This is a genomic window from Tahibacter harae (assembly GCF_024437735.1).
Taxonomy (GTDB): domain Bacteria; phylum Pseudomonadota; class Gammaproteobacteria; order Xanthomonadales; family Rhodanobacteraceae; genus Tahibacter; species Tahibacter harae.
Genome location: NZ_JANFQO010000001.1, coordinates 242887 through 262580, shown reverse-complemented (window position 1 = coordinate 262580; position 19694 = coordinate 242887). Strand labels below are relative to the sequence as shown.

Below are 19694 nucleotides of genomic sequence, written 5' to 3'. Positions count from 1 at the left end.
CTCCCATCGCCGGCGGCCGCGCGCGTTCCGCGCCGGCCGCTGCGGCGGGACAGGGGATGGCATGCGGCGCTGCCTGGCAATGGTGCTGCTGGCACTGGTCTGTACCGGTGCGGCGGCGCGCGAATACAGGGCATCGATAGAACACGCCGGCGCGCGCTACGGCGAGTCGGTATTCGAACTGCGTGAACAGGACGGCCTGCGCCGCACGCGCGAGCAGTTCCGCATCGAAGTCAGCGCCAACGGTTCGCGCGAAACCCTCGAAGGCGAGCGGCGCAGTGCCGAAAGCAGCGATGGCCGGCCGCTGTCGGCCTGGCAGCGCACTGTCACGGGGCTGGAGCGCAGCGAGGCCGAGGCCCGCATCGGCGACGGCCGCATCGTGCTGCAACAGCGTGTGGGCAAGCAGCAAAGCCGGCGTACGCTGGCGCTGCCGGCGGACCTGCTGCTCGATGTCGGGCTGGTGCGGCGCATTGCGGCGCAGCCGGCCGGGCAGGCCTGGGCTTTCGACTACACCGAACTGGATCTGCTTGCCGCACAGTTGGTGCCGGTGCGCCTGAGCAGCGACGGCCTCGCCGTGGACGGTGTGCTGGAGCTGCAGCGCGACAGCATCGGCGGGCGCCGCCTGCTGCGCTGGTCGCTGGTGCAGCAGCGCGTGCTGGCCAGCTGGAACCTGGGCGGCGCCGTGCTCACCAGCCAGCCCTGCGCCGAAGCCTGCGCGCCGGCGCCCGTGCAGGACCTGGATCTGTTGCAGCGCCTGGCGGTGGCCACGCCGTACCGTTTTCCGGCCCAGGCCCGCCACGGCAAGCTGCGCTACGTATTCGAGGACAGCGACGGCGGTGCGCCGGCACTGCCATCCACCGGCGAACAGCGCGTGGTGGTGGACGGCAGGCGCAGTGTGGTCACGATCTGTGCCGATTGCGGCGATGAAGCCGCGCCCACGCCGGCCGAGCTGGAACGCTATCGCCGTGCCAATGCCTGGGTGGAGAGCGAGGAGGGGGAAATCCGCGCATTTGCGCGTTCCGCGGCCGGGCCTGGCGGTTCCATCGAAGGGCGCATGCGCCGGCTGGAGACGGCGGTCTATGTGCATATGAGCGGCAGCCGCGAGGTCCTGGGCTATGCCAGCGCGTTGCAGGCCCTGCATAACCGCAGCGGCGACTGCACCGAATTCGCCCTGCTGCTGGCCGCCGCGGCGCGGGCATTGGGACTGCCCGCGCGCGTGGTCGGCGGCCTGGCCTATTCCAGCCGTTTTGCCGGCGGGCGCGATGTGTTCAGCCCGCACAGCTGGGTACAGGTCTGGGACGGCAAGCGCTGGCGCAGTTTCGACGCCGGCCTGGGCGGATTCGAGTCCACCCATGTCGTGCTGGTGGTGGGTGACGGCTCGCCCGACGACTATGCCGGTGTGCTGCAGCGCATGCGCCGCCTGCGGCTGGTGGACGCGGGTCAGGTGGCGCCGCGCCGTCCGCTGGGCGGTGCGACGAAAGTGCCTTGAAACACCGGTGAAAATCGCCGTTTTCTGCAACGGCTGCGTACTGCGCCGGCGCGGACTTGCGTCGCGCGCCGGCGGATGGCGTCAGGTAGGGCAGGCGTCAACGCGGTTTCGCCGCATCCTGCGGCGGCGCGACGAATTCTGCCGCAGGCAGCAAGGCGTCGTCGTCAATCACAGGCAGCTCCGGCAGGTCGTTGTCCGCGGTTTCCAGTTCCAGCTGCGCGGCGGCGGGATTGCGCACCCCACCCAAATAAACGATCGGCAGGAATTCTTCTTCCTCCGGCGGCGTATCGCAATCCGCCTTGGGCTCGCCCGGCAGCAGGCTTTGCTGTGCCACCGGCGACATTGCTGCGGGCGGCTCGGCCAGGGCCGGCGTCAGGCTCAGCGCCGCGGCCAGGCCCAGGCCGGCGGCGGCAGCGCGCAGCGGCTTGCGCGGCACGGTGTAGGCGACGCAGACCTCGCCGCTGCAGGAGGCGAGGAAAGCGCGGCGCTCATCCAGGCTCATGGCATCCAGGTTGTGCACCTGACGCTTGCACAGCGTGCAGAAATCGCGCCCGGCGCTGGGCATTTCCTTCCAGCGCAGCGGACAGGGTGAATCGATCTTCGGAAACGAGGCCATTGCGTACTCCCCTGAGGCACGGTGCGGACGACGAAGAACGGTGCCGGCGCCGCGATGCTAGAACAGCGGCGCGGATTGCGGTACCGCGCAGCCGAACGCGGTCAAGCGGCCGGCGGGGTTTGGCCGCAGGGGGCGGGGCCGAGCGTGGGGCGGCGGAGTGAATCCCGTTCAGGCCGTTCGATGCTCTGCGCAGCCGGCACGGATTTCGCCGGCCGGGCGAAAAAACCCAGCCAGCCCAGCACCAGGCTGATGCCGCAGCTCCAGGCCAGATAGCGGAATTCCGCCGCCGGGGCGAGCACGGCGTAGGGCAGGGCATAGGCCCAGGCGCTGGCGCACAGCCACAGCGCCGGTGCGCTCAGCGCATCGCGCCGGCGCCAGGCGCGCCAGGCGCCGCAGAGGCCGAACAGCAGGTAAGGCCAGGCGGCGAAGGCCGGCGTCGCGCGCAGCGTATCGAAGCCGGCCAGGGCCAGGCGGCGCAGCGCGGTGTCGGGTACGCTGACAGGCGGGTTGTCCTTGTACACCACGGGACCGGCGACATAGGTCAGCTCCATCGGCAGGCTGCGCGGGCGCGTGCCGAACAGGCCGGCCAGCAGTTCGCCGCGGTGGGCCAGGTAGGCGCGCGGATGCTGCGCCAGGCGCTGCAGCCAGTCGCGGTCCAGCCGGCGCAGATCGGCCTCGGGCCAGCTCTGGAACGGATAGCGCACGCCGGCGCGGGGGCTGGCGAACAGCGGTGTATTGCTCCAGGGCACGTAGGCCGAGGCCAGGTCGTCGAGCGAGGTACGCGCTTCGATCACGTAGTCCGGCAGCAGGATCTGCTGCTCGCGCACCGACATGCCGGCGAGATCCCACAGGGTGAGCGAAGGCAGCACCGGATAATGCACGCGGGTCAGCTGCGCGGCGAGCAGCTGCACGCCGCCGAACAGCAGCAGCCCGGCCAGCGCCGCCGCGCCCAGGCGGCGCCGGCGCGCCGCACCCTCGGCCTGGTCGGCGCGGGCCAGCAATGCCAGCAGCGGCGCCACTGCGAATACGGCGTTATGGCGCTGCGCCAGCGCGAACGCGCAGGCCAGCCCGGCCAGCAGCGCAAAGCCGCAGCCGGGACGTTCGCGCTGCCGCAGCAGTGCGCCGGTTGCGAACAGCAGCAGGGCGAGCAGGCTGATATCCGACCAGATATGCGCCAGCAGCCAGCTCGCCGGCGCCAGTCCCAACAGCAGCGGCAGCAGCAGGCGCCGTGCAGGCGTCGCGCCGGCGGCCTGGGCGATCCAGGCGGCGCCGGTCCAGAACAGTACCAGGTTGAACAGCAGCAGCGGCGCCGGCCCGTCGTGCAGCAGGCCGCCGGCCCGCCACAGCAGCACGATGCCGACGCCGTTGATGGTGGAGATCTCGCCGCTGCGCGCCTGCCACCACTGGTAGGCGCTGTCGAAGGAGACGTAGCCCGGGAAGAAAGCTGCCGCATAGACAATTGCGAAAAGCGCGCAAATTATCCCTGTGGACGGAATCTGGCGGCGGAGCATGCATAGGGCGCGCGGCGCTGCCGGACGGCAGCGCCGCGGAGTCTACCAGTCTCTGCCGTACCCCTGGCCGCCGGCGCGGTTCATTCGGCGACGTAGCGCCAGGGATCGGCGGTAGTGGCGCGGCGCCAGATCGTAAAGAACGGCACCGGCTTGCGGCCGGTGTCCGCCGCGCCGGCGTTGGGCTGCAGAAAACCGATGGTGATGCCCAGATCGCCGCTGCCGGCGACGATGACTTCGTCCGGTGCCCAGGTTACCGGGCTGGTACCCGGCGCCAATCCGGCGCCGACGGCGAGGGCGATCTTGTCGGCGCCCAGCACCACTTCGGCATCGTCCGGGCCGCCCAGGTTGATCGCGTCGGCGCTGCCGTACTGGGCGAAGGCGGGGCCCAGTCCAATGCGCTGGGCGGTATCGGAGAAGGTGCGTTCGGCCTGGTCCAGGCTGCGCGCGTATTCCTGCGTATGTGCCGCGTCGGCCGGCGTGGCGGCGAGCTGGGCCGGCAGCGCCGGCGGCAGGGGCGCGGGCTGCGCCGGCGCGGCGTTGCTGCGGCTGCGCTTGTAAACCACCACGCGCCAGCTGTCGTTGCGGCGTATCCAGTAAGCCAGGTATTTCTGCGCCTGGGTGCTCTGGTCGGGCTTGTGCAGGGTCATGTAGCCGAAGGTGAAGCCGTGCTGGCCGTCGGCGGAAATGCCGCCGCGCTGCGGCGCCCATTCCAGGCGCGACTTGGCGTTGTCCGGCACGCTGCGCAGGTAGTCGCGTACTTCGGCCGCGCCGCGGGCGAAACGGTTGCCGGGCACGGGCATGACCACGTCGTCGGCGAACATGGCGCTCAGGCCGCTGATCAGGTCGGTCCTGGCGCTGGCCGCGGCGTAGGCGCGGTCGGCGGCGAGCAGCGCATCGACGGCCTGCTGCGGTGTGGCCGGCGGTGCAGCCGGGGCCTGGCTGGCGAGCAGGAACAGGCCGGCACAGGCGGCGACCGTGCGTAGAAGGTGCAACATGCAAATTTCCTCGGAAAAAAGAGCGATGACGCCAGGATCTGGCTGGCCGGCTGTATAGCAATGCCACCGCGCGCTTTGCACGCAAAGCGGCGCCAACGCTCGCCTGCGGCAAAACCTGTGACCGGATGCAGGAACGATGGGCGCGAAACACACAGCAGAGTGGCCGTTCCGCGTTGCTAGACTTGCGCGTCATTCCAGCGGATCGCCGCGATGCTGCCTGCGCTTGCCCTCATCCTGGCCCTGCCCGCCGCGAGTGCGCCCGGGCACGCGCTGGTCATCGACATCCGCCATGCCAGCGCCGCCGAGGTGGAAAGCTATCGCCATGCGCCCGGCGCGGACTGGTGGATAGAACTGGGCGACAGCCTGGTCGTGGGCGGCGCCGCTGCGCCGCTGCGGGCGCTCGCGGCTGAGGCGCCGCTGCGGGGCGAGCTGGCCGAAGTGGACCGCCGCGATCTCGCCCTGCGCGCGATCGGCTGCAACGACGAGGAGCCCGCGCCCGGCCGTCTGCTTGCCCGCGGCGGCCGCTGGCAATTGCGCCTGCTGCCGGCGGGAGGCAGCCTGCCCGCCGCGCGCGCCGGACACGACGAATGGCGCCGCGTGCAGGCCGGCGGCCAAGTGCTGGCGCGGCAGTACCGGCTCGACGCCGCGGCGCGCGCGGCGCCGGATCCGCTGATCCTGCCCGTGGTGCAGCGTGTCGATGCCGCGCGCTGGTTTGCCGATGTCAGCCAGCTCGCTTCCTGGGACCGTTCCAGCTACGGCAGCAGCGGCATCGCCGCCGCGCGCGACTGGCTGGGACAGCAGTTCCAGCAACTGGGCCTGGCCGTGAGCCAGCCTTCGTTCACCATGCAGGGGCCGACGGGCACGATCTCGCGGCAGAACGTGATCGGGCGCTGGACCGGCACTCGCCTGCCGGACGAATGGATCATCGTCGGCGCGCACTACGACTCGCGCAATGCGAACGGCAACAGCGTGAGCAATACGCCCGGCGCTGAGGACAATGCCAGCGGCTGCGCCGGCGTGATCGAACTCGCCCGCGCGCTGCTGCCGTTCAAGCCGCGCCGCTCAGTGCTGTTCATGTGCTATGCGGGCGAGGAACAGGGCCTGCTGGGCAGCGCCGCGCATGTTTCGGCCCTGTCTTCCGCCGGCGACCTGGCCAAGGTGAAGTCGGTCGTGATCATGGACATGATCGGCTACAGCGCCGATGGCACGCTGGATGTGCTGTACGAAAGCAAGGCTTTGTACCAATCCTTCCTCGACCGCTTCGCCGCGGCGGCGGCGACCTACGTGCCTGCGCTGAACGTTACGCTGAGCACCAATCCGTTCGGTTCCGACCATATGCCGTATTTGAATGCGGGCAAGGAAACCCTGCTCGCGATCGAATCGGACTGGGACGTCTATCCGCATTACCACAGCAGCACGGACACGCCGGCGAACATGGGCATCAACGCCCAGGCCATGGGCGGCGCCATACTCAAGACCAACGCCGCAATGCTGGCGCAGCTCAGCGGCGCCGACGACCGCATCTTTGCCGACGGGTTGCAGCCGTGAACCTGCCGTGGATTGCAAAAAGCCTTTGTGCAGGCTTTTTGCGTCCGGGGCCTGCGCTGCGGTGCGCCGTGTTTTCGCGCCGCTGGTTTCCTGGCAGTGCCCTTCGCGCCGGAGGGCGTGCACAGGCTGGCTGGGGGGCAGCCGCGCCGCAGCGCCCGCCGTTTGCGCCGGCGATGAAAGTGCCGCTGAACAGAATTGCCGTTATGTCCAGTTTTTGCTGCGTTGTCCGGCGGCAGCGTTTTTTGTAATTTTTCCAGGCTCTGCCGGTGCCAAGGCAACTTTCGATCGCCGTCGCGGCACTCAAATTCCTGCGTCAAATGATTATTGGTGTCTGTATCGCTGAATGCGCCGGATCGTTTTCAATGCCGGAAGAATTATTTACACAGGTTCATGGTTTTCACCGCGCAGGGGTATTTGTGGTGCAAAAACTTAGGCAAAATTTGACGTACTGCATTGTATGGTTGGCGACAGCGCCGAAGCGTGGCTGTCGTATCGCAGCCTGATTCCGGCGCGCCGGGCGGGAGAGGCAATGTCCGAGGGATTCAGCCAGCTGTGGCCTGCGAATACGCATCGCCTGCGCCTGGGCGAAATCGAGATCGACTTGCGCTTTCGCAGCATCCACAGGCTGGGTTCGGTCCATGAGCTGAACCAGCGCTGCTTCGACCTGCTGCAGCTGTTCCTGAGCGAACCCGGCGTGGTGCACAGCCGCGAGGAAATCTTCCGCCGCGTCTGGCCGGGCGTAGTGGTCGAGGATGCCAACATCACCACCAGCATCTGGGTGCTGCGCAAGGCGCTCGGCGAAGGCGCCAAGCGCTGGATCCGCACCGTTCCCAAGCAAGGCTACGTCTTCGATCCGCCGGGCCCGCCCGAACCCGTGCTGCCGGTGGAAACGGCGGCCCGGCCGGAATCCGCCGCCGCCGCCGTTGCCTCCGCGCCGCCGCCGCGCCTGCGGCGCCGGCCCTGGTTCATCGGCATCGCTGCCGGCGCGCTGTGCCTGCTGCTGCTGGGCTTCCTCCATGCCGGCGTGGAACGCGCGCCCCGCGGCCGCATCGTGCTGGTGACCCAGCCCGACGCGGCGCTTTCCAGCGAGGCGCGCTGGCCGCTGGAGCTGATGCACGGCTGGCTGGACTGGCAGCTGCGCAGCGTTTCCGACCGCGTCGTCGTCGGCCGCGACAATCGCGAGGAAGACGGCAAGGAAGAACTCATCGTGCTGCTCAGCGTGGAGATGCCGGCGGACAGCCGCGGCGACTGGCAGGTGCGCGCGAACTTTCATGGCGCGGGATACGAAAACGACATCGTGCGCCGCACCGCGCCGGACAAACTGGTCGAGACCATAGGCCAGGTCAGCCATGCCGTGCTGCAGCGGCTGGTGCCGCAGGCCCTGGACCAGGCCGCGCCGGTGCTGAAGCTCGACGCGGCTTCCGCCGCGGAGCTGGTGCGCGGCACCACCGCCGAGCAACGCCGGCGCTGGAACGACGCGGTCGCCTCCTATCGCAAGGTGCTGCTGAATGCGCCGGAATTCGGCTTCGCCCGCCTGCGCCTGGCGCAGTGCTTGGCCGAGCTGGGCCAGTCCAACGCGGCCAAGGCGGAGCTGGCCCAGGCCCGCTCCTGGATGGAGCAACTGCCGGCGGCGCTGCAGCCGCCGCTGAGGGCGCAGGCGCTGGCCATACGCCAGGAATACGTCGCTGCCGCGGCGGCATTCGGCGCGCTGTGGAAGAACAGTGCCGGCGAGCGCACCGATTTCCGCCTGGCCGAAGCCAGCAACCTGCGCAAGGCCGGACGCAGCCGCGATGCGCAGGAACGCCTGGCCCAGCTCGAACCGCGCTCGCCGGCGCAGGCGGTGCCCTGGCTGCTGGAGCGCGCCGAGATACAGCTGGCCAATCGCGACCAGGCGCTGGCTCAGGCCGCCGCCGGCAGTGCGATGGAGGTGGCGCGCAACCTGGGCTGGGACCGCGAGCGCGCACAGGCGGCGCTGCTGCTGGCCGACGTGCTCGGCGCCGCCGGCCGGCCGGTCGCGGACAGCCTGTTCGAGGATGCCGCTGCCGCCTTCACGCTCGCGGGCGACCGCCTGGGCGTGCTGCGCACCCAGGTCTACCGCGAGCTGCGCGGCGATGCCGACAGCCTGGCGGCCGGCTCGCATCTGGACGAACTGCTGGTGGAAGCGCGCGCCGCCGGCAACGTGGCCGTGGAAGTCGACACCTTGCGCCGCGCCGGCCAGTTCCATTTCCGCCACGGCGACGCCCGGCTCGCGCGCGAGCGCTTCGAGCAGGCCCGGGCGGTGGCCGCCGCCGCGGGCGACGCCTACCAGCAGCGCGCCGTCGAGGTGCTGCTGCTGCGCCAGGACGGCTATCGCAACGAGCTGGCCGCGATGCAGCGGCGCATAGACGCGCTGGGCGCCGAACCGCTGCAGGGCGCCATGGCCTACTGGGTGGGCATGCTCAGCCTGCGTCTGCAGACCCGCCGGGGCCAGTACGAGGCCGGTCTGGCGACATTGCAGCGCACCGAGGACCAACTGCGCGCGGGCGAGACGCGCAGCCTGCCGCAGATCGCCGCCGGCCTGGCCTGCCAGCGCGGCACCATCTACGTCTACCAGGGCCGCCTGGCCGATGCGCATACCGCGTTCCAGGCCTGCCAGGCGCCGGAGTTTCCGTATTTCGCCCGCTATGCGCGCATAGGCCAGGTGGTGCTGGACATGCTGGGCGGCGACAAGGAAGCGGCGCGGCGGCAGTTGCAGGTGCTGCGTGCAGAAGTGGAGAGCGAACCCGTGCAGCCCGAGCGCTGGGTGCTGTCGACCAATCTGGCCCGGGCCTATTCCACCCTGGGCGACCAGGACGCCGCGCGCAGCCTGCTGGAACCACTGATGCCGGCCATCGTGAACTCGGGCTATGCGGCGGTGGAGCTGGATGCGCGTACCTCGCTGGCGGAGATCGCCCTGGCCAGCGGGGAGCTGAGCGAAGCCGAGCATCAGGCCCGGGCCGCCGCGGCGCTGCTGCCGGCGGACGACTGGTTTGCCAGCACCCGCCTGCGCTATGTGGGCGTGGTGCTCGACTATGCCCACGGCCGGCGCGAGCAGGCCGGGCGTGCGCTGGGCGCCATACACGAGGAAGCGCGCAAACGCGGCGATGTGCTGGCCGAGCTGTACGCCCACAGCCTGGCCGACGAGCTGCTGGCCACGGCGATCTGTCCGGCCGAGCGCCGTTCCACCCTGCTGCTGCACAGTGGCATGAGCGGCGCCAGCTACGCCTGGATGCTGCCCCGGCATCTGCTCGGCGATGCGGCCGTGGCCTCCGTGCACAAGCTGGTGCCGCCGTGATTTGCGGCGGCGCTTATCGGGGCCGGGTTGATGGAATCTTCGGCGGACGCTGACTTATGCTGCGGGCTTCCGCCTCCGCCGCCGCGATTTCTTGCCGATGCTTTCCCGTTTCGTACAGCCGCTGCGCGCCGCTGTCGCCTTCCTGATCATCGCCGTCAGCACCGTGCTGCATGCAACGCCGCTGCTGGCCCTGGCCCTGTTCAAGCTGGTACTGCCGCTGCCGGCCTGGCGCGACCGCATCACCGCCATGCTCAGTGCGATCGGGCACAGCTGGATCGCCGTCAACAGCTGGCTGCTGCAGGCGGTGGGCACGCGCACCACGGTGCAGCAGGAGGGTGAACTCGATCGCCGCGGCTGGTATCTGGTGATCTGCAATCATCAGAGCTGGGCCGATATTCCGCTGCTGCAGCAGGCCTTCAACACACGCATCCCGCTGCTGAAATTCTTCCTCAAGCGCGAGCTGATCTGGGTGCCGCTGCTGGGCCTGGCCTGGTGGGCGCTGGATTTCCCGTTCATGCGCCGCTACACGCGGGCGCAGCTGGAAAAGCATCCCGAATGGCGCGGCAAGGACATGCAGGCCACGCGCGCGGCCTGCGAGAAATTCCGCCGCATTCCGGTATCGGTGATGAACTTCGTCGAGGGCACGCGCTTCACGCCGGCCAAGCACGCGCAGCAGGGCTCGCCCTATCGCCATCTGCTGCTGCCGCGCGCCGGCGGTACGGCCTTCGTGCTGCAGGCCATGGGCGGTCTGTTCCAGGCCCTGGTCGATGTGACCCTGGTCTATCCCGGCGGCCGGCCCAGCATGTATGACCTGCTCGCCGGGCGCGTGCGCGAAGTGCGCATCATCGTGCGCCAGCGGCCGATTCCGCCGGAGCTGCTGGACGGCGACTACGAGAACGATGCGGCGTTCCGCGCCCGTTTCCAGGAATGGCTGAACGCGCTCTGGCGCGACAAGGACGATTGCATAGGACAGCAGCTGGCGCGGCGCGGCTGAATTGCGCGCCGGCGCGGCGCCGGTGCCTTCCCTGCGCATGGCCCCGCTATACTTCGTGGCCTTCGGACTTCCGCGGCGTTTTCCCGGCCCATGTACAGGATGTTGACGAGTCTGTTGTTCTGCCTGCCGCTGTGGGCTGCGGCCCAGGTGCCGGCGCAAATCGCCGCCGACAGCCAGGTGCTGTGGCTGCAGCCCGACGGCAGTGTCTGGGCCAGCGGCGACGACGGTCATGTGCGCGGCGACCGCGACAACACGCCGCGCAATGACTTCCGCCGCATCGAAGGCCTGGCGCGCATCACCGGCATCGCGCTGAATCACGATTCCTCCGACTCCGCCGCCGCCATCGACGCCGACGGCGGCCTGTGGCTGTGGGGCGACCTGGTCGCCCTGGCCTGCGCCAAGGACGACTGCGAGGAACGCCATCGGCCGCGCCGTTTCGACGCCATCGGCGCGGTGCGCAGCGTCGCCCTGGGCAACGATCACGTCATCGCCATCGGCCGCGACGGCAAGGTGCGCGCGGCGGGACGCAACGATGTCGGCCAGCTGGGCCAGCCCGTACGCGAAGGCGCCTGGCTGGAGCAGGGCCGCGTGCCGCAGGTCGTCGCCGGCCTGGACGATGCGGTCGCCGTCGCGGCGCAGAACGACACCAGCCTGATCCTGCGCGCCGATGGCACGGTCTGGGGCATGGGCAGCGGCGCCGCCGGCCTGCTGGGCAAGCAGGGCAAATGGAAGCCGCTGGATTTCAACGACCCGCCGCATGCGCAGCCGCTGCGCATCGCCGGCCTGGAAAACATCAAGGCGATCAGCCTGGGCCGCTTTCACGCGCTGGCGCTGGACGGCGCTGGCCAGGTGTGGGGCTGGGGCCTCAACGATTCGGCCCAGCTGGCCACGCCGGCAGTGGACATCTATCCGCAGCCGCCCAAGCCCCTGCGCGGCCTGGACGGCGCCGTGGCGATCGCGGCCGGCGACGACTACAGCCTGGTGCTCAAGCGCGACGGCAGCGTGTGGGCGCGCGGCGGCAATGTCTACGGCACGCTTGGCGACGGCGGCGACGAACTGGTCGGCGACCTGCGCCGCATCGAGGCGCTGGACGGCAGGAATGTGGTGGAACTGTTTGCCGGCAGCTACAACGCCTACGCGCGTCTGGCCGACGGCAGTGTGCTGGGCTGGGGCCGCAATTCGCCCACGGTCGGCGGTTTCTACGCCGGCGGCGCTGACGACAACCTGCTGCCGGTCGTCCTGGATGTGACGCGGCAGACGCCGGCGCCCAGCGCCGCGGTCAAGGCCGGCGCGGCGGAATTCGTGTTCACCAGCGAACTCAGCGAAGACCAGCTCGACGAGCGCAGCGAACTCTGGATAGACGGCAGGCAGGCCGCGGTGCTGCAGCTGGACCGGACGACGCCGCGCAGTCACCGCGGCCAGGCCGTGCTGGAACTCAAGCCCGGCATCCACACCTACGAACTGCGCGGCGAGATGCGCACGCGCGAGGCCGGTACGCGCAAGCGCGCGGGCAAGGGCGCCATCGTGGTCACCCGCCGCGGCGTGGAAGATGCGTTCAACACGGCCATGGCCACGGGCGGCGCACTGGGCGCGTACAAGCAATCGATGGCCGCGGTGCGCGCGGTGTTGCCGCAGCTGGATGCCAGCGCCGAACTGCGCAGCCGGCCCGCGCCGGAGGCCGCCGCGCTGGATGCCTTCGAGCAGAAGCAGGGCTGGAAGCTGCCGCAGGCCTATCGCAAGGCGCTGCAGGAATACGGCGCCTTCGCGCTGGGCGCGGCGCAGGGGCGCTATCCGGCCGTGGCGCTGTATCCGCCCGAGCAGTTCGTCACGCTGGATGCCTGGGTGGAACAGAGCCTGGCCCGCGTACCCGAACTGGACCAGGGTGCGGCGCTGCCTACGCGCGACCACGACATGCTCGACAGCTTCCGCGTGTTTTCCTCCGAGCTGGCCAAGGTGCGCCAGCGCCTGGCAAAGGACTGGCAGCAGGACCGCCTCGCGGCGCTGTTTCCCGAAGCCATTTATTTGATCGTGCCCGTCCATCCGCAGTCCTGCGCCGATGCGCGGGCGCATCAGCGCCTGGTGGATTTCTTCCAGCCCGAAATGAATGAGGAAACCGGCGAGGAACGTTATTTCGCCTGGGCCGACTGGGCCGAATGCGAGCTGGATCTCAGCGGCGAGCTGCGCGCGGCAGTGTTCGCCCACTACACCGCCGCACTGCGCGCCAGCGGCGTGGTGTTCCTGCGCGCCGACCGCGTCGGCCACGAACGCGCCGAGCTGACGCCGGAGCGGCTGGAGGACAGCGGCGAGGGTGCATTGAAGCTGCGGCTTTCCGGCGGCGAACCGGTGGCAGAGTACTGAGTGGGATGGGAGGCGCAGCGCTGCGGGCGCTGCGTTTTCCACTAGTGCCGCCGCCTCATTCCTTGCAGGTCTTCAGTTCCACGTCGATGCAGCCGCCGTCGTGCAGCAGCTGGATCGCGCCGTCCTGGATCAGGCATTGCAGCGCGAGCTTGCGCGCGGCGATCGCGGCCAGGGCCTGGCAGGTCGCCGGCATCACCTCGAACACGCGCAGGTTGCGCAGGCGGTTCAGCGCGGCGGCATTCTTGTCCCACCAGATAGCGGCAGCGCGGCCGTAGCCGTAGACGCGCACGTCGCGCGCGCGGCCGGCGGCCTGGCGCAGGCGCTGTTCATCGGGCTGGCCCAGTTCCACCCATTGCTCTATCGCGCCGGTGAGATCCTTGCGCCACAGGTCCGGCTCGTCGGTGTCGCTGAGGCCCTTGCCGAAGGCCAGGGCTTCATCGGCGTTCAGGGCGAAGGCGAGCACGCGCAGCATCAGGCGTTCCTCGGTCTCCGACGGATGCCGCGCCACGGTCAGCGCGTGGGTGGCGTAGTAGTGCCGGTCCATGTCGCTGACCTGCAGCTCGACTTTGTATACCGTCGCGGTCAGCGCCATCAGGCCAGGTCCAGCAGGCTGTCGTCGATCGCGCCAAGCTGGCGCGCCACTTCCGGCGCCTGGTCGAGCAGGGCGAAACCGCGGTATTCGTAGCCCGGCGCGACGGTGCAGCCGACCAGGGTATAGGCGCCGCGCGGCCGCGCCGCCTGCCACATGCCGGCGGGCACCACGAACACCGGCGCGGATTCGCGTGAGGCCGGCCCCAGCGTATGCGTGGTCAGCACGCCTTCGGCCGGGTCGTAGCGCAGCAGTTCCAGCGGCTGGCCTTCGTAGTAATGCCAGACTTCGTCCGCGTCGACGCGGTGCCAGCGGCTCAGCTCGCCGTCGGCGAGCAGGAAATAAATCGACGTCGCCACCGCGCGCTGGCTGCTGTCGCCGTAGGCCACCCGGGTGGAGGATTCGTAGATGCGGCGGTAGTGGCCGCCTTCGATATGCGGTTCCAGCTGCAGCGCGCGGATCAGTTCTTCGGCTCGCGTATGCATGTTCGTGGTTCAGACTCCGGTGCGGGCGCGCCGGGCTGGCGCGCAGTGGTCAGGCGGCCTTGCGCGCGCCCAGCGCGGTAAGGAGATCATTGGCCGAGCGCAGGCGCTCGGCCGCGCCGGGCATTTCCAGCTTGACCTTGAGCTTGTCCTGGCCGTCCAGGGTGAATACGCGCGGCTGGCTCTGGATCAGCTTGATGACGTTGAGCGGATCCAGATTGGGCTGCGGCGCGAACACGACGCGGCCGCCCTGGGCACCGAAGTCGATCTTGCGTATGCCCAGCTCGGTCGCGCGCTGCTTGATCTCGGTCACCGCAAACAGGTGCTTGACCGGATCGGGCAGCAGGCCGAAGCGGTCGATCATCTCCACTTGCAGTTCGCGCAGGCGTTCGGCGTCGCGGGCGCTGGCGATGCGTTTGTACAGGGTCAGGCGGGCGTGCACGTCGGGCAGGTAATCGTCCGGAATCAGCGCCGGCAGATGCAGCTCGACCTCGGTCTCGTGCGCGCTGACCAGCTCGAAATCCGGCACCTTGCCGCTGCGCAGCGCCTTGACCGCGCGCTCCAGCAGCTCGGTATAGAGCGAGAAGCCGACTTCCTGCATCTGCCCGCTCTGTTCCTCGCCCAGCAGTTCGCCGGCGCCGCGGATTTCCAGATCGTGCGTGGCCAGGGTGAAGCCCGCGCCGAGTTCTTCCATCGAGGCCAGCGCTTCCAGGCGCTTCTCCGCATCTGCCGTCATCTGGCGCCGGTCCGGCACGATCAGATAGGCATAGGCGCGGTGGTGCGAGCGGCCGACGCGGCCGCGCAGCTGGTGCAGCTGGGCCAGGCCGAAGCGGTCGGCGCGGTTGACGATGATGGTGTTGGCGCTGGGAATGTCGATGCCGGATTCGATGATGGTTGTGCACAGCAGCACGTTGAAGCGCTGGCGGTGGAAATCCAGCATCACCTGTTCCAGTTCCTTCTCCGGCATCTGGCCGTGGGCGATGCGGATGCGCGCCTCGGGCACCAGCGCCTGCAGGTCGCGCTCCATCTTCTCGATGGTGTCGACCTCGTTGTGCAGGAAATACACCTGGCCGCCGCGCTGCAGCTCGCGCTGGAAGGCTTCGCGCAGCTGCGCCGGATCCCACGGCGCGATGAAGGTCTTCACCGCCAGGCGATGCGCCGGCGGCGTGGCGATGATCGAAAGATCGCGCATGCCGGCCATGGCCATGTTCAGGGTGCGCGGGATCGGCGTCGCGGTCAGGGTGAGCAGGTCGACCTCGGCGCGCAATTTCTTCAATTGTTCCTTCTGCCGCACGCCGAAGCGCTGTTCCTCGTCGACGATGACCAGGCCCAGTTCCTTGAACTTCACATCCTGCTGCAGCAGGCGGTGGGTGCCTATCATCACGTCGATCTGGCCGGCGGCGAGCTTGCCCATGGCTTCCTCGACCTCTTTCTTGGTCTTGAAGCGGCTGAGCACGTCGACGCGGATGGGCCAGTCGGCGTAGCGGTCGCGGAAATTCTGGTAATGCTGCTGCGCCAGCAGCGTGGTCGGCACCAGTACGCCGACCTGCTTGCCGGCCATGGCGGTGACGAAGGCCGCGCGCAGGGCGACTTCGGTCTTGCCGAAGCCCACGTCGCCGCAGACCACGCGGTCCATGGGCTTGCCGGTGGCGAGATCGGCGATGACGGCGTCGATGGCGCTGACCTGATCCGGCGTTTCCTCGAACGGGAAGGCGGCGGCGAACTGCTCGTAGCTGGTGCGGTCGATCTGCAGCGCCACGCCCTGGCGCGCTTCGCGCTGGGCGTAGATGGCGAGCAGTTCCGCCGCCACGTCGCGCACTTTTTCCGCGGCCTTGCGCTTGGCCCGCTCCCAGGCGTCGCCGCCCAGCGAATGCAGCGGCGCCAGCTCCGGCGAGGTGCCGGAATAGCGCGACACCAGGTTGAGCTGGGCCACCGGCACGTAGAGCTTGTCGCCCTTGGCGTATTCGATGGCGAGGAATTCATTCGCGCTGCCGCCGACGTCGAGCTTGATCAGGCCCTGGTAGCGGCCCACGCCGTGGTCGACGTGGACGATGGGCGAACCCATTGCCAGTTCGCTCAGGTCGCGGACTATGGTTTCCGGATCGCGCGCGGCGCGCTTGCGCCGGCGCTGCTGCTGCACCCGTTCGCCGAACAGCTCGCGTTCGGTCAGCACGGCGAGCGCGGGCTCGGTCACGGCGAAGCCGGCGCTCAGCGGCGCGACAGTGATGGCGAAGCGCTCGCTGCCGCGGGCGAACTCCTGCCATGAGGCAATCGTCACCGGGCGCAGCGCGGCGGCATGCAGCTGTTCGATCAGCGCCTCGCGCCGGCCGGCGGTTTCCGCCGCGATCAGCACGCGGCCGGGATAGGCGGCGAGAAAGCGGCTGAGTTCCTCGGCCGGCGCATCGCCCTTGCGGTTGATCGGCAGCATCGGTGCGGGCTGTACGCCCAGCGCCTTGACGTGCTCGTTGTGGCCGCGGGCGACCAGGTCCACGCGCAGCTCGCGGTTGAGGCGCTCGCGCAGCTGGTCGGGGGCGAGGTACAGCTCCTGCGGCGGCAGCACCGGGCGTTCGATGTCGTGGGCGCGCTGCTCGTAGCGTTCGGCGGTCTGGCGCCAGAATTGTTCCGAGGCCTCCAGCGTGCCGTCGCCGAGCACGAACAGCGCGCCTTCGGCGAGATAGTCGAACAGCGTCGCGGTCTGCTCGAAGAACAGCGGCAGGTAGTAGTCGATGCCGGCCGGCGTCGCGCCTTCCTTGATGTCCTGATACAGCGGACAGCGCCGGATATCGATGGGAAAGCGCTCGCGCAGGCGGGTGCGGAAGGCCTTGGCCGATTCATCGGTGAGCGGGAATTCGCGCCCCGGCAGCAGACGCACGGATTCCACTTTGTGCAGCGAGCGCTGGGTTTCCGCGTCGAAGTTGCGGATCGACTCGATTTCCTCGTCGAACAGCTCGATGCGGTAAGGCTCGGCCGCGCCCATGGGGTAAATGTCGATCAGCGCGCCGCGCACGGCGAAATCGCCGGGTTCCAGCACCTGCGGCACGTTGCGGTAGCCGGCGGCTTCCAGGCGGCGCTGCTCGGCGCCCAGGTCCAGCTTCTGGCCGACCTGCAGCACCAGCCCGGTGCCGCCGATATAGCTGCGCGGCGCCAGCCGCTGCATCAATGTCGCCACCGGCACCACCAGCACGCCGCGCTTGAGCGCCGGCAGGCGGTACAAGGTGGCTATGCGCTGGGAGACGATTTCCGGATGCGGCGCGAACAGGTCGTAGGGCAGGGTTTCCCAGTCGGGAAAATGCAGGATCTCCACCGCATCGCCGGCGAAGCTGGCCAGTTCGGTTTCAAGCGCGTGGGCGGCATGCGTGTCGCGCGTGACCGTGACGACCAGGCCGGCGTGGCTGCGTCCCAGTTCCTCCAGCACCAGGGCCAGGGCGGAGCCGGGCGGCGTCTCCCAGTAGCGGCGGACTTTGGCGGACGTAGGTAGCGGCGGGCAGAGCAGGATCGGATTCATCGCGGCACAGGTAGGCGCCGTCGGCCAGGCGGGCGGACGGCGGGACCGCGTAGTCTAGCAGGCCGCAACCGCCTGGCATGGCGGCGCGGGCCGGGCCGGAGCGGTGCTCCTGCTGCAGAGATCGCTGCGCCGGCAGTGGTGCTGGTGTCGTCGTCGCGAGTAAGGACGACGATGGTGTTGGCGCTGCGGAGCGGACACGGCGGCGGCATGGCCGCCGCCGGTGATGCGTCACAGCGCGAGGCGTACCCGCGTCAGCGAAGCGTCGTGGAACACGCTTTCGCGGCGGAAGCCGAACTCGTCGCAGAGTTCCAGCATGGCGTGGTTCTCGGTCAGCACGTCGCCCCAGATCTCCTGCACGCCGCGGGCGCGGCAGGCGGCGATCACGCGCTTGAGCAGGCGGCTGCCGAAGCCCTGGCCGGTGAAACGGCGCTGCACGATGAGGGCGAATTCGGCGCTGTCGGTGGTGGGATCGATGTAGGCGCGGGCGACGCCGTGGATTTCCGGCTCGGCCGTGCCGGCCGGGCTGGCCAGGACGAAGGCCAGCTCCTGCTCCGGATCGAGCTGGCACAGGCGCTGGGCCAGCGGCGCGGACAGTTCGCTCAGGGTATGCAGAAAGCGCATGCGCACTTCCTCGGGCTGCAGATGAGAGAAGCCGCGCTGCAGTGCAGCAACGTCATCGGCATGAATGGGGCGGATGCTCAGCGGAACCCCGTCGCGGCTGTGGATGATCTCGCCGGATGGCGCCGGAGCATCGTTTGCGGCGTCGAAACGCAGGCGTTCCGGCGGGCGTGTCCTGGACCGGTAGGTGCTCATGGTGGCGGTACGACTGGCGGACGTTTTCATGCACCGCAACATGCCGCAGCGCGCTGGAGCAGGCTATCTAAAACCCCGGGTGTGCCATCCGACCTTGGTCGTAGTGGAGCGGGCTCAGCTGCCGAGTGCGGAAAGCTCGCGGTTGAGCAGGGCCGGATCGCCGAGGTTGAGTTCGATCAGGCGCTTGAGCTGGGAGAAACTGTCCAGGTCGATCTTTTCCCAGCGGCAGCCCAGGCGGTGCGGCATGATGTGGGCGATCGACACGCCCATGCTGATGATCACGCTGTTGTTGATGCGCAGATCCATGCGGTAGCCGCCGCCGATCTTGCCGTTCCACTCGACCGGCCGCTCGATCAGCACGCCTTTGAGCGAGATGTCGACCAGCTTGGTCTCCCACATTGCCGTGCCCGAGTACAGGCGCACGGTGCCCTCGAAATTGAAGCGCTGGAAGCGGCGGCGTTCGTCGGCGGATTCGGGCTTCATGGGCTGCGAATGGGTCTCAAGTCAGTCGCATAAGTCGCTGCTGGCGTGGGATTCTGCGCTTGCAGCCGCATCGCCGGCAAGCACCGGCTCCAGCGCCGGGCCGGGCGCTCAGGGCGTGCGCGCCAGCAGCAGTTCCAGTACGAACTTGCTGCCGAAGAAAGCCAGCAGCAGCACACCCATGCCGCACAGCAGCAGGTGCACTGCGCGGCGGCCGCGCCAGCCAAAGCGCCAGCGCCCCAGCAGCAGGGTGCCGAACACCAGCCAGGCGACGATCGAAAGCAGGGTCTTGTGCACCAGGTGCTGGGCGAACAGGTTCTCCACGAACAGCACGCCGCTGAGCAGGGTGACGGTGAGCAGGATGAAGCCGGCGCCAACCAGGCGGAACATCAGCGCCTCGGTCAGGGTCAGCGGTGGCAGCACGCGCAGCCAGTGCCCGGCCACCCGGCGAGTGCGCAGGGCCCGCTCCTGCGCCAGCAGCAGCAGGGCCAGCACTGCCGACACGCTGAGCAGGGCATAGCCCAGCAGGGCCACGATCACATGCAGCTTGATCTGCCAGCCCATGCTGTTGGGCTGGGTAGGCGGTGCGATCCAGGCATCCACGCCGAGCAGGGCCGCGGCCAGCGGGAACACGATCACGCCCAGCGCCGCCACCGGCCGCGCCAGGTTGACCAGCAGCGTGGTCGCGGCGATCAGCAGAGCGACGAAGGACAGGGCGGCGAAGAAGTGCAGATCCATGCCGCCGCGGTGCGCGCCCAGCACGCAGACGGCGTGGGCGACCACCGCGACGGCGGCGACGCCCAGGTTGAGCGAACGCGGCAGTTTGCTGTCGCGCAGGGCGGGCAGGGCGGCGAGCAGGGTCGCGACCAGATAGGCGGCGACCGCCAGGGCGGCCAGGAACGAGATCGGCATGGCAGCAAGTGTGGCACAGCGCGGGGCTGCCTGCTGTTGATTCGCAATACCGATTGGCCGCCGCCGCGGCCGGCGCAACGGCGGGCGGCCGC

14 protein-coding genes are annotated in these 19694 nt (G+C 69.4%); 5 read left to right on the top strand and 9 right to left on the bottom strand.

Annotation, left to right across the window (positions count from 1 at the left end; genetic code table 11):
* Nucleotides 1-61 precede the first annotated feature (61 nt).
* Nucleotides 62-1486 (top strand): transglutaminase-like domain-containing protein, encoded by a 1425-nt coding sequence (locus NM961_RS01135; protein WP_255910366.1) that lies wholly within the window; start codon nt 62-64, stop codon nt 1484-1486.
* A 97-nt stretch (nt 1487-1583) separates the two neighbouring features.
* Here NM961_RS01135 and NM961_RS01130 read toward each other — a convergent pair whose 3' ends face one another.
* The 3 genes from NM961_RS01130 to NM961_RS01120 form a co-directional block, all read right to left on the bottom strand.
* Nucleotides 1584-2102: a hypothetical protein gene (locus tag NM961_RS01130; protein WP_255910364.1), complete on the bottom strand. Its 519-nt coding sequence runs from the start codon at nt 2100-2102 to the stop codon at nt 1584-1586.
* A 101-nt stretch (nt 2103-2203) separates the two neighbouring features.
* The gene (locus NM961_RS01125) at nt 2204-3613 is read right to left on the bottom strand and encodes a hypothetical protein (RefSeq protein WP_255910362.1); all 1410 of its coding nucleotides are present in this window, start codon (nt 3611-3613) and stop codon (nt 2204-2206) included.
* A gap of 80 nt (nt 3614-3693) precedes the next feature.
* On the bottom strand, nt 3694-4608 hold the full coding sequence (locus NM961_RS01120) for a nuclear transport factor 2 family protein (protein ID WP_255910360.1): 915 nt from the start codon (nt 4606-4608) through the stop codon (nt 3694-3696).
* A 210-nt stretch (nt 4609-4818) separates the two neighbouring features.
* On the opposite strand from NM961_RS01120, the gene NM961_RS01115 reads away from it, so the two are divergent.
* The 4 genes from NM961_RS01115 (at nt 4819) to NM961_RS01100 (ending at nt 12821) form a co-directional block, all read left to right on the top strand.
* Nucleotides 4819-6156: a M28 family metallopeptidase gene (locus tag NM961_RS01115; RefSeq protein ID WP_255910357.1), complete on the top strand. Its 1338-nt coding sequence runs from the start codon at nt 4819-4821 to the stop codon at nt 6154-6156.
* 529 nt (nt 6157-6685) lie between these two features.
* The gene (locus NM961_RS01110) at nt 6686-9469 is read left to right on the top strand and encodes a winged helix-turn-helix domain-containing protein (RefSeq protein ID WP_255910352.1); all 2784 of its coding nucleotides are present in this window, start codon (nt 6686-6688) and stop codon (nt 9467-9469) included.
* Nucleotides 9470-9566: 97 nt separating this feature from the next.
* Nucleotides 9567-10463, top strand: a complete 897-nt coding sequence (gene yihG, locus NM961_RS01105; RefSeq protein WP_255910350.1) for a 1-acylglycerol-3-phosphate O-acyltransferase, YihG family — start codon at nt 9567-9569, stop codon at nt 10461-10463.
* Between the two features lie 90 nt (nt 10464-10553).
* Nucleotides 10554-12821 carry an RCC1 domain-containing protein gene (locus NM961_RS01100; protein ID WP_255910348.1) on the top strand — a complete coding sequence of 756 codons (2268 nt, stop codon included), beginning with the start codon at nt 10554-10556 and terminating at the stop codon, nt 12819-12821.
* Between the two features lie 55 nt (nt 12822-12876).
* On the opposite strand, the gene NM961_RS01095 is transcribed toward NM961_RS01100, so the two are convergent.
* From NM961_RS01095 to NM961_RS01070, 6 genes are all read right to left on the bottom strand, one after another.
* Nucleotides 12877-13413, bottom strand: coding sequence for a YaeQ family protein (locus NM961_RS01095; RefSeq protein WP_255910347.1), 537 nt, complete (start codon nt 13411-13413; stop codon nt 12877-12879).
* Complete coding sequence (locus tag NM961_RS01090; protein WP_255910346.1) at nt 13413-13895, bottom strand: cupin domain-containing protein; 483 nt, start codon at nt 13893-13895, stop codon at nt 13413-13415. Before NM961_RS01090 ends, NM961_RS01095 begins: the two co-directional genes overlap by 1 nt.
* A 49-nt stretch (nt 13896-13944) precedes the next feature.
* Nucleotides 13945-17397, bottom strand: coding sequence for a transcription-repair coupling factor (gene mfd, locus NM961_RS01085; protein ID WP_255910345.1), 3453 nt, complete (start codon nt 17395-17397; stop codon nt 13945-13947).
* Between the two features lie 228 nt (nt 17398-17625).
* Nucleotides 17626-18240, bottom strand: coding sequence for a GNAT family N-acetyltransferase (locus NM961_RS01080; RefSeq protein WP_255910343.1), 615 nt, complete (start codon nt 18238-18240; stop codon nt 17626-17628).
* A gap of 84 nt (nt 18241-18324) precedes the next feature.
* Nucleotides 18325-18693 (bottom strand): PilZ domain-containing protein, encoded by a 369-nt coding sequence (locus tag NM961_RS01075; protein ID WP_255910341.1) that lies wholly within the window; start codon nt 18691-18693, stop codon nt 18325-18327.
* A gap of 108 nt (nt 18694-18801) precedes the next feature.
* Nucleotides 18802-19602: a cytochrome C assembly family protein gene (locus tag NM961_RS01070; protein WP_255910339.1), complete on the bottom strand. Its 801-nt coding sequence runs from the start codon at nt 19600-19602 to the stop codon at nt 18802-18804.
* Between the last annotated feature and the right edge of the window lie 92 nt (nt 19603-19694).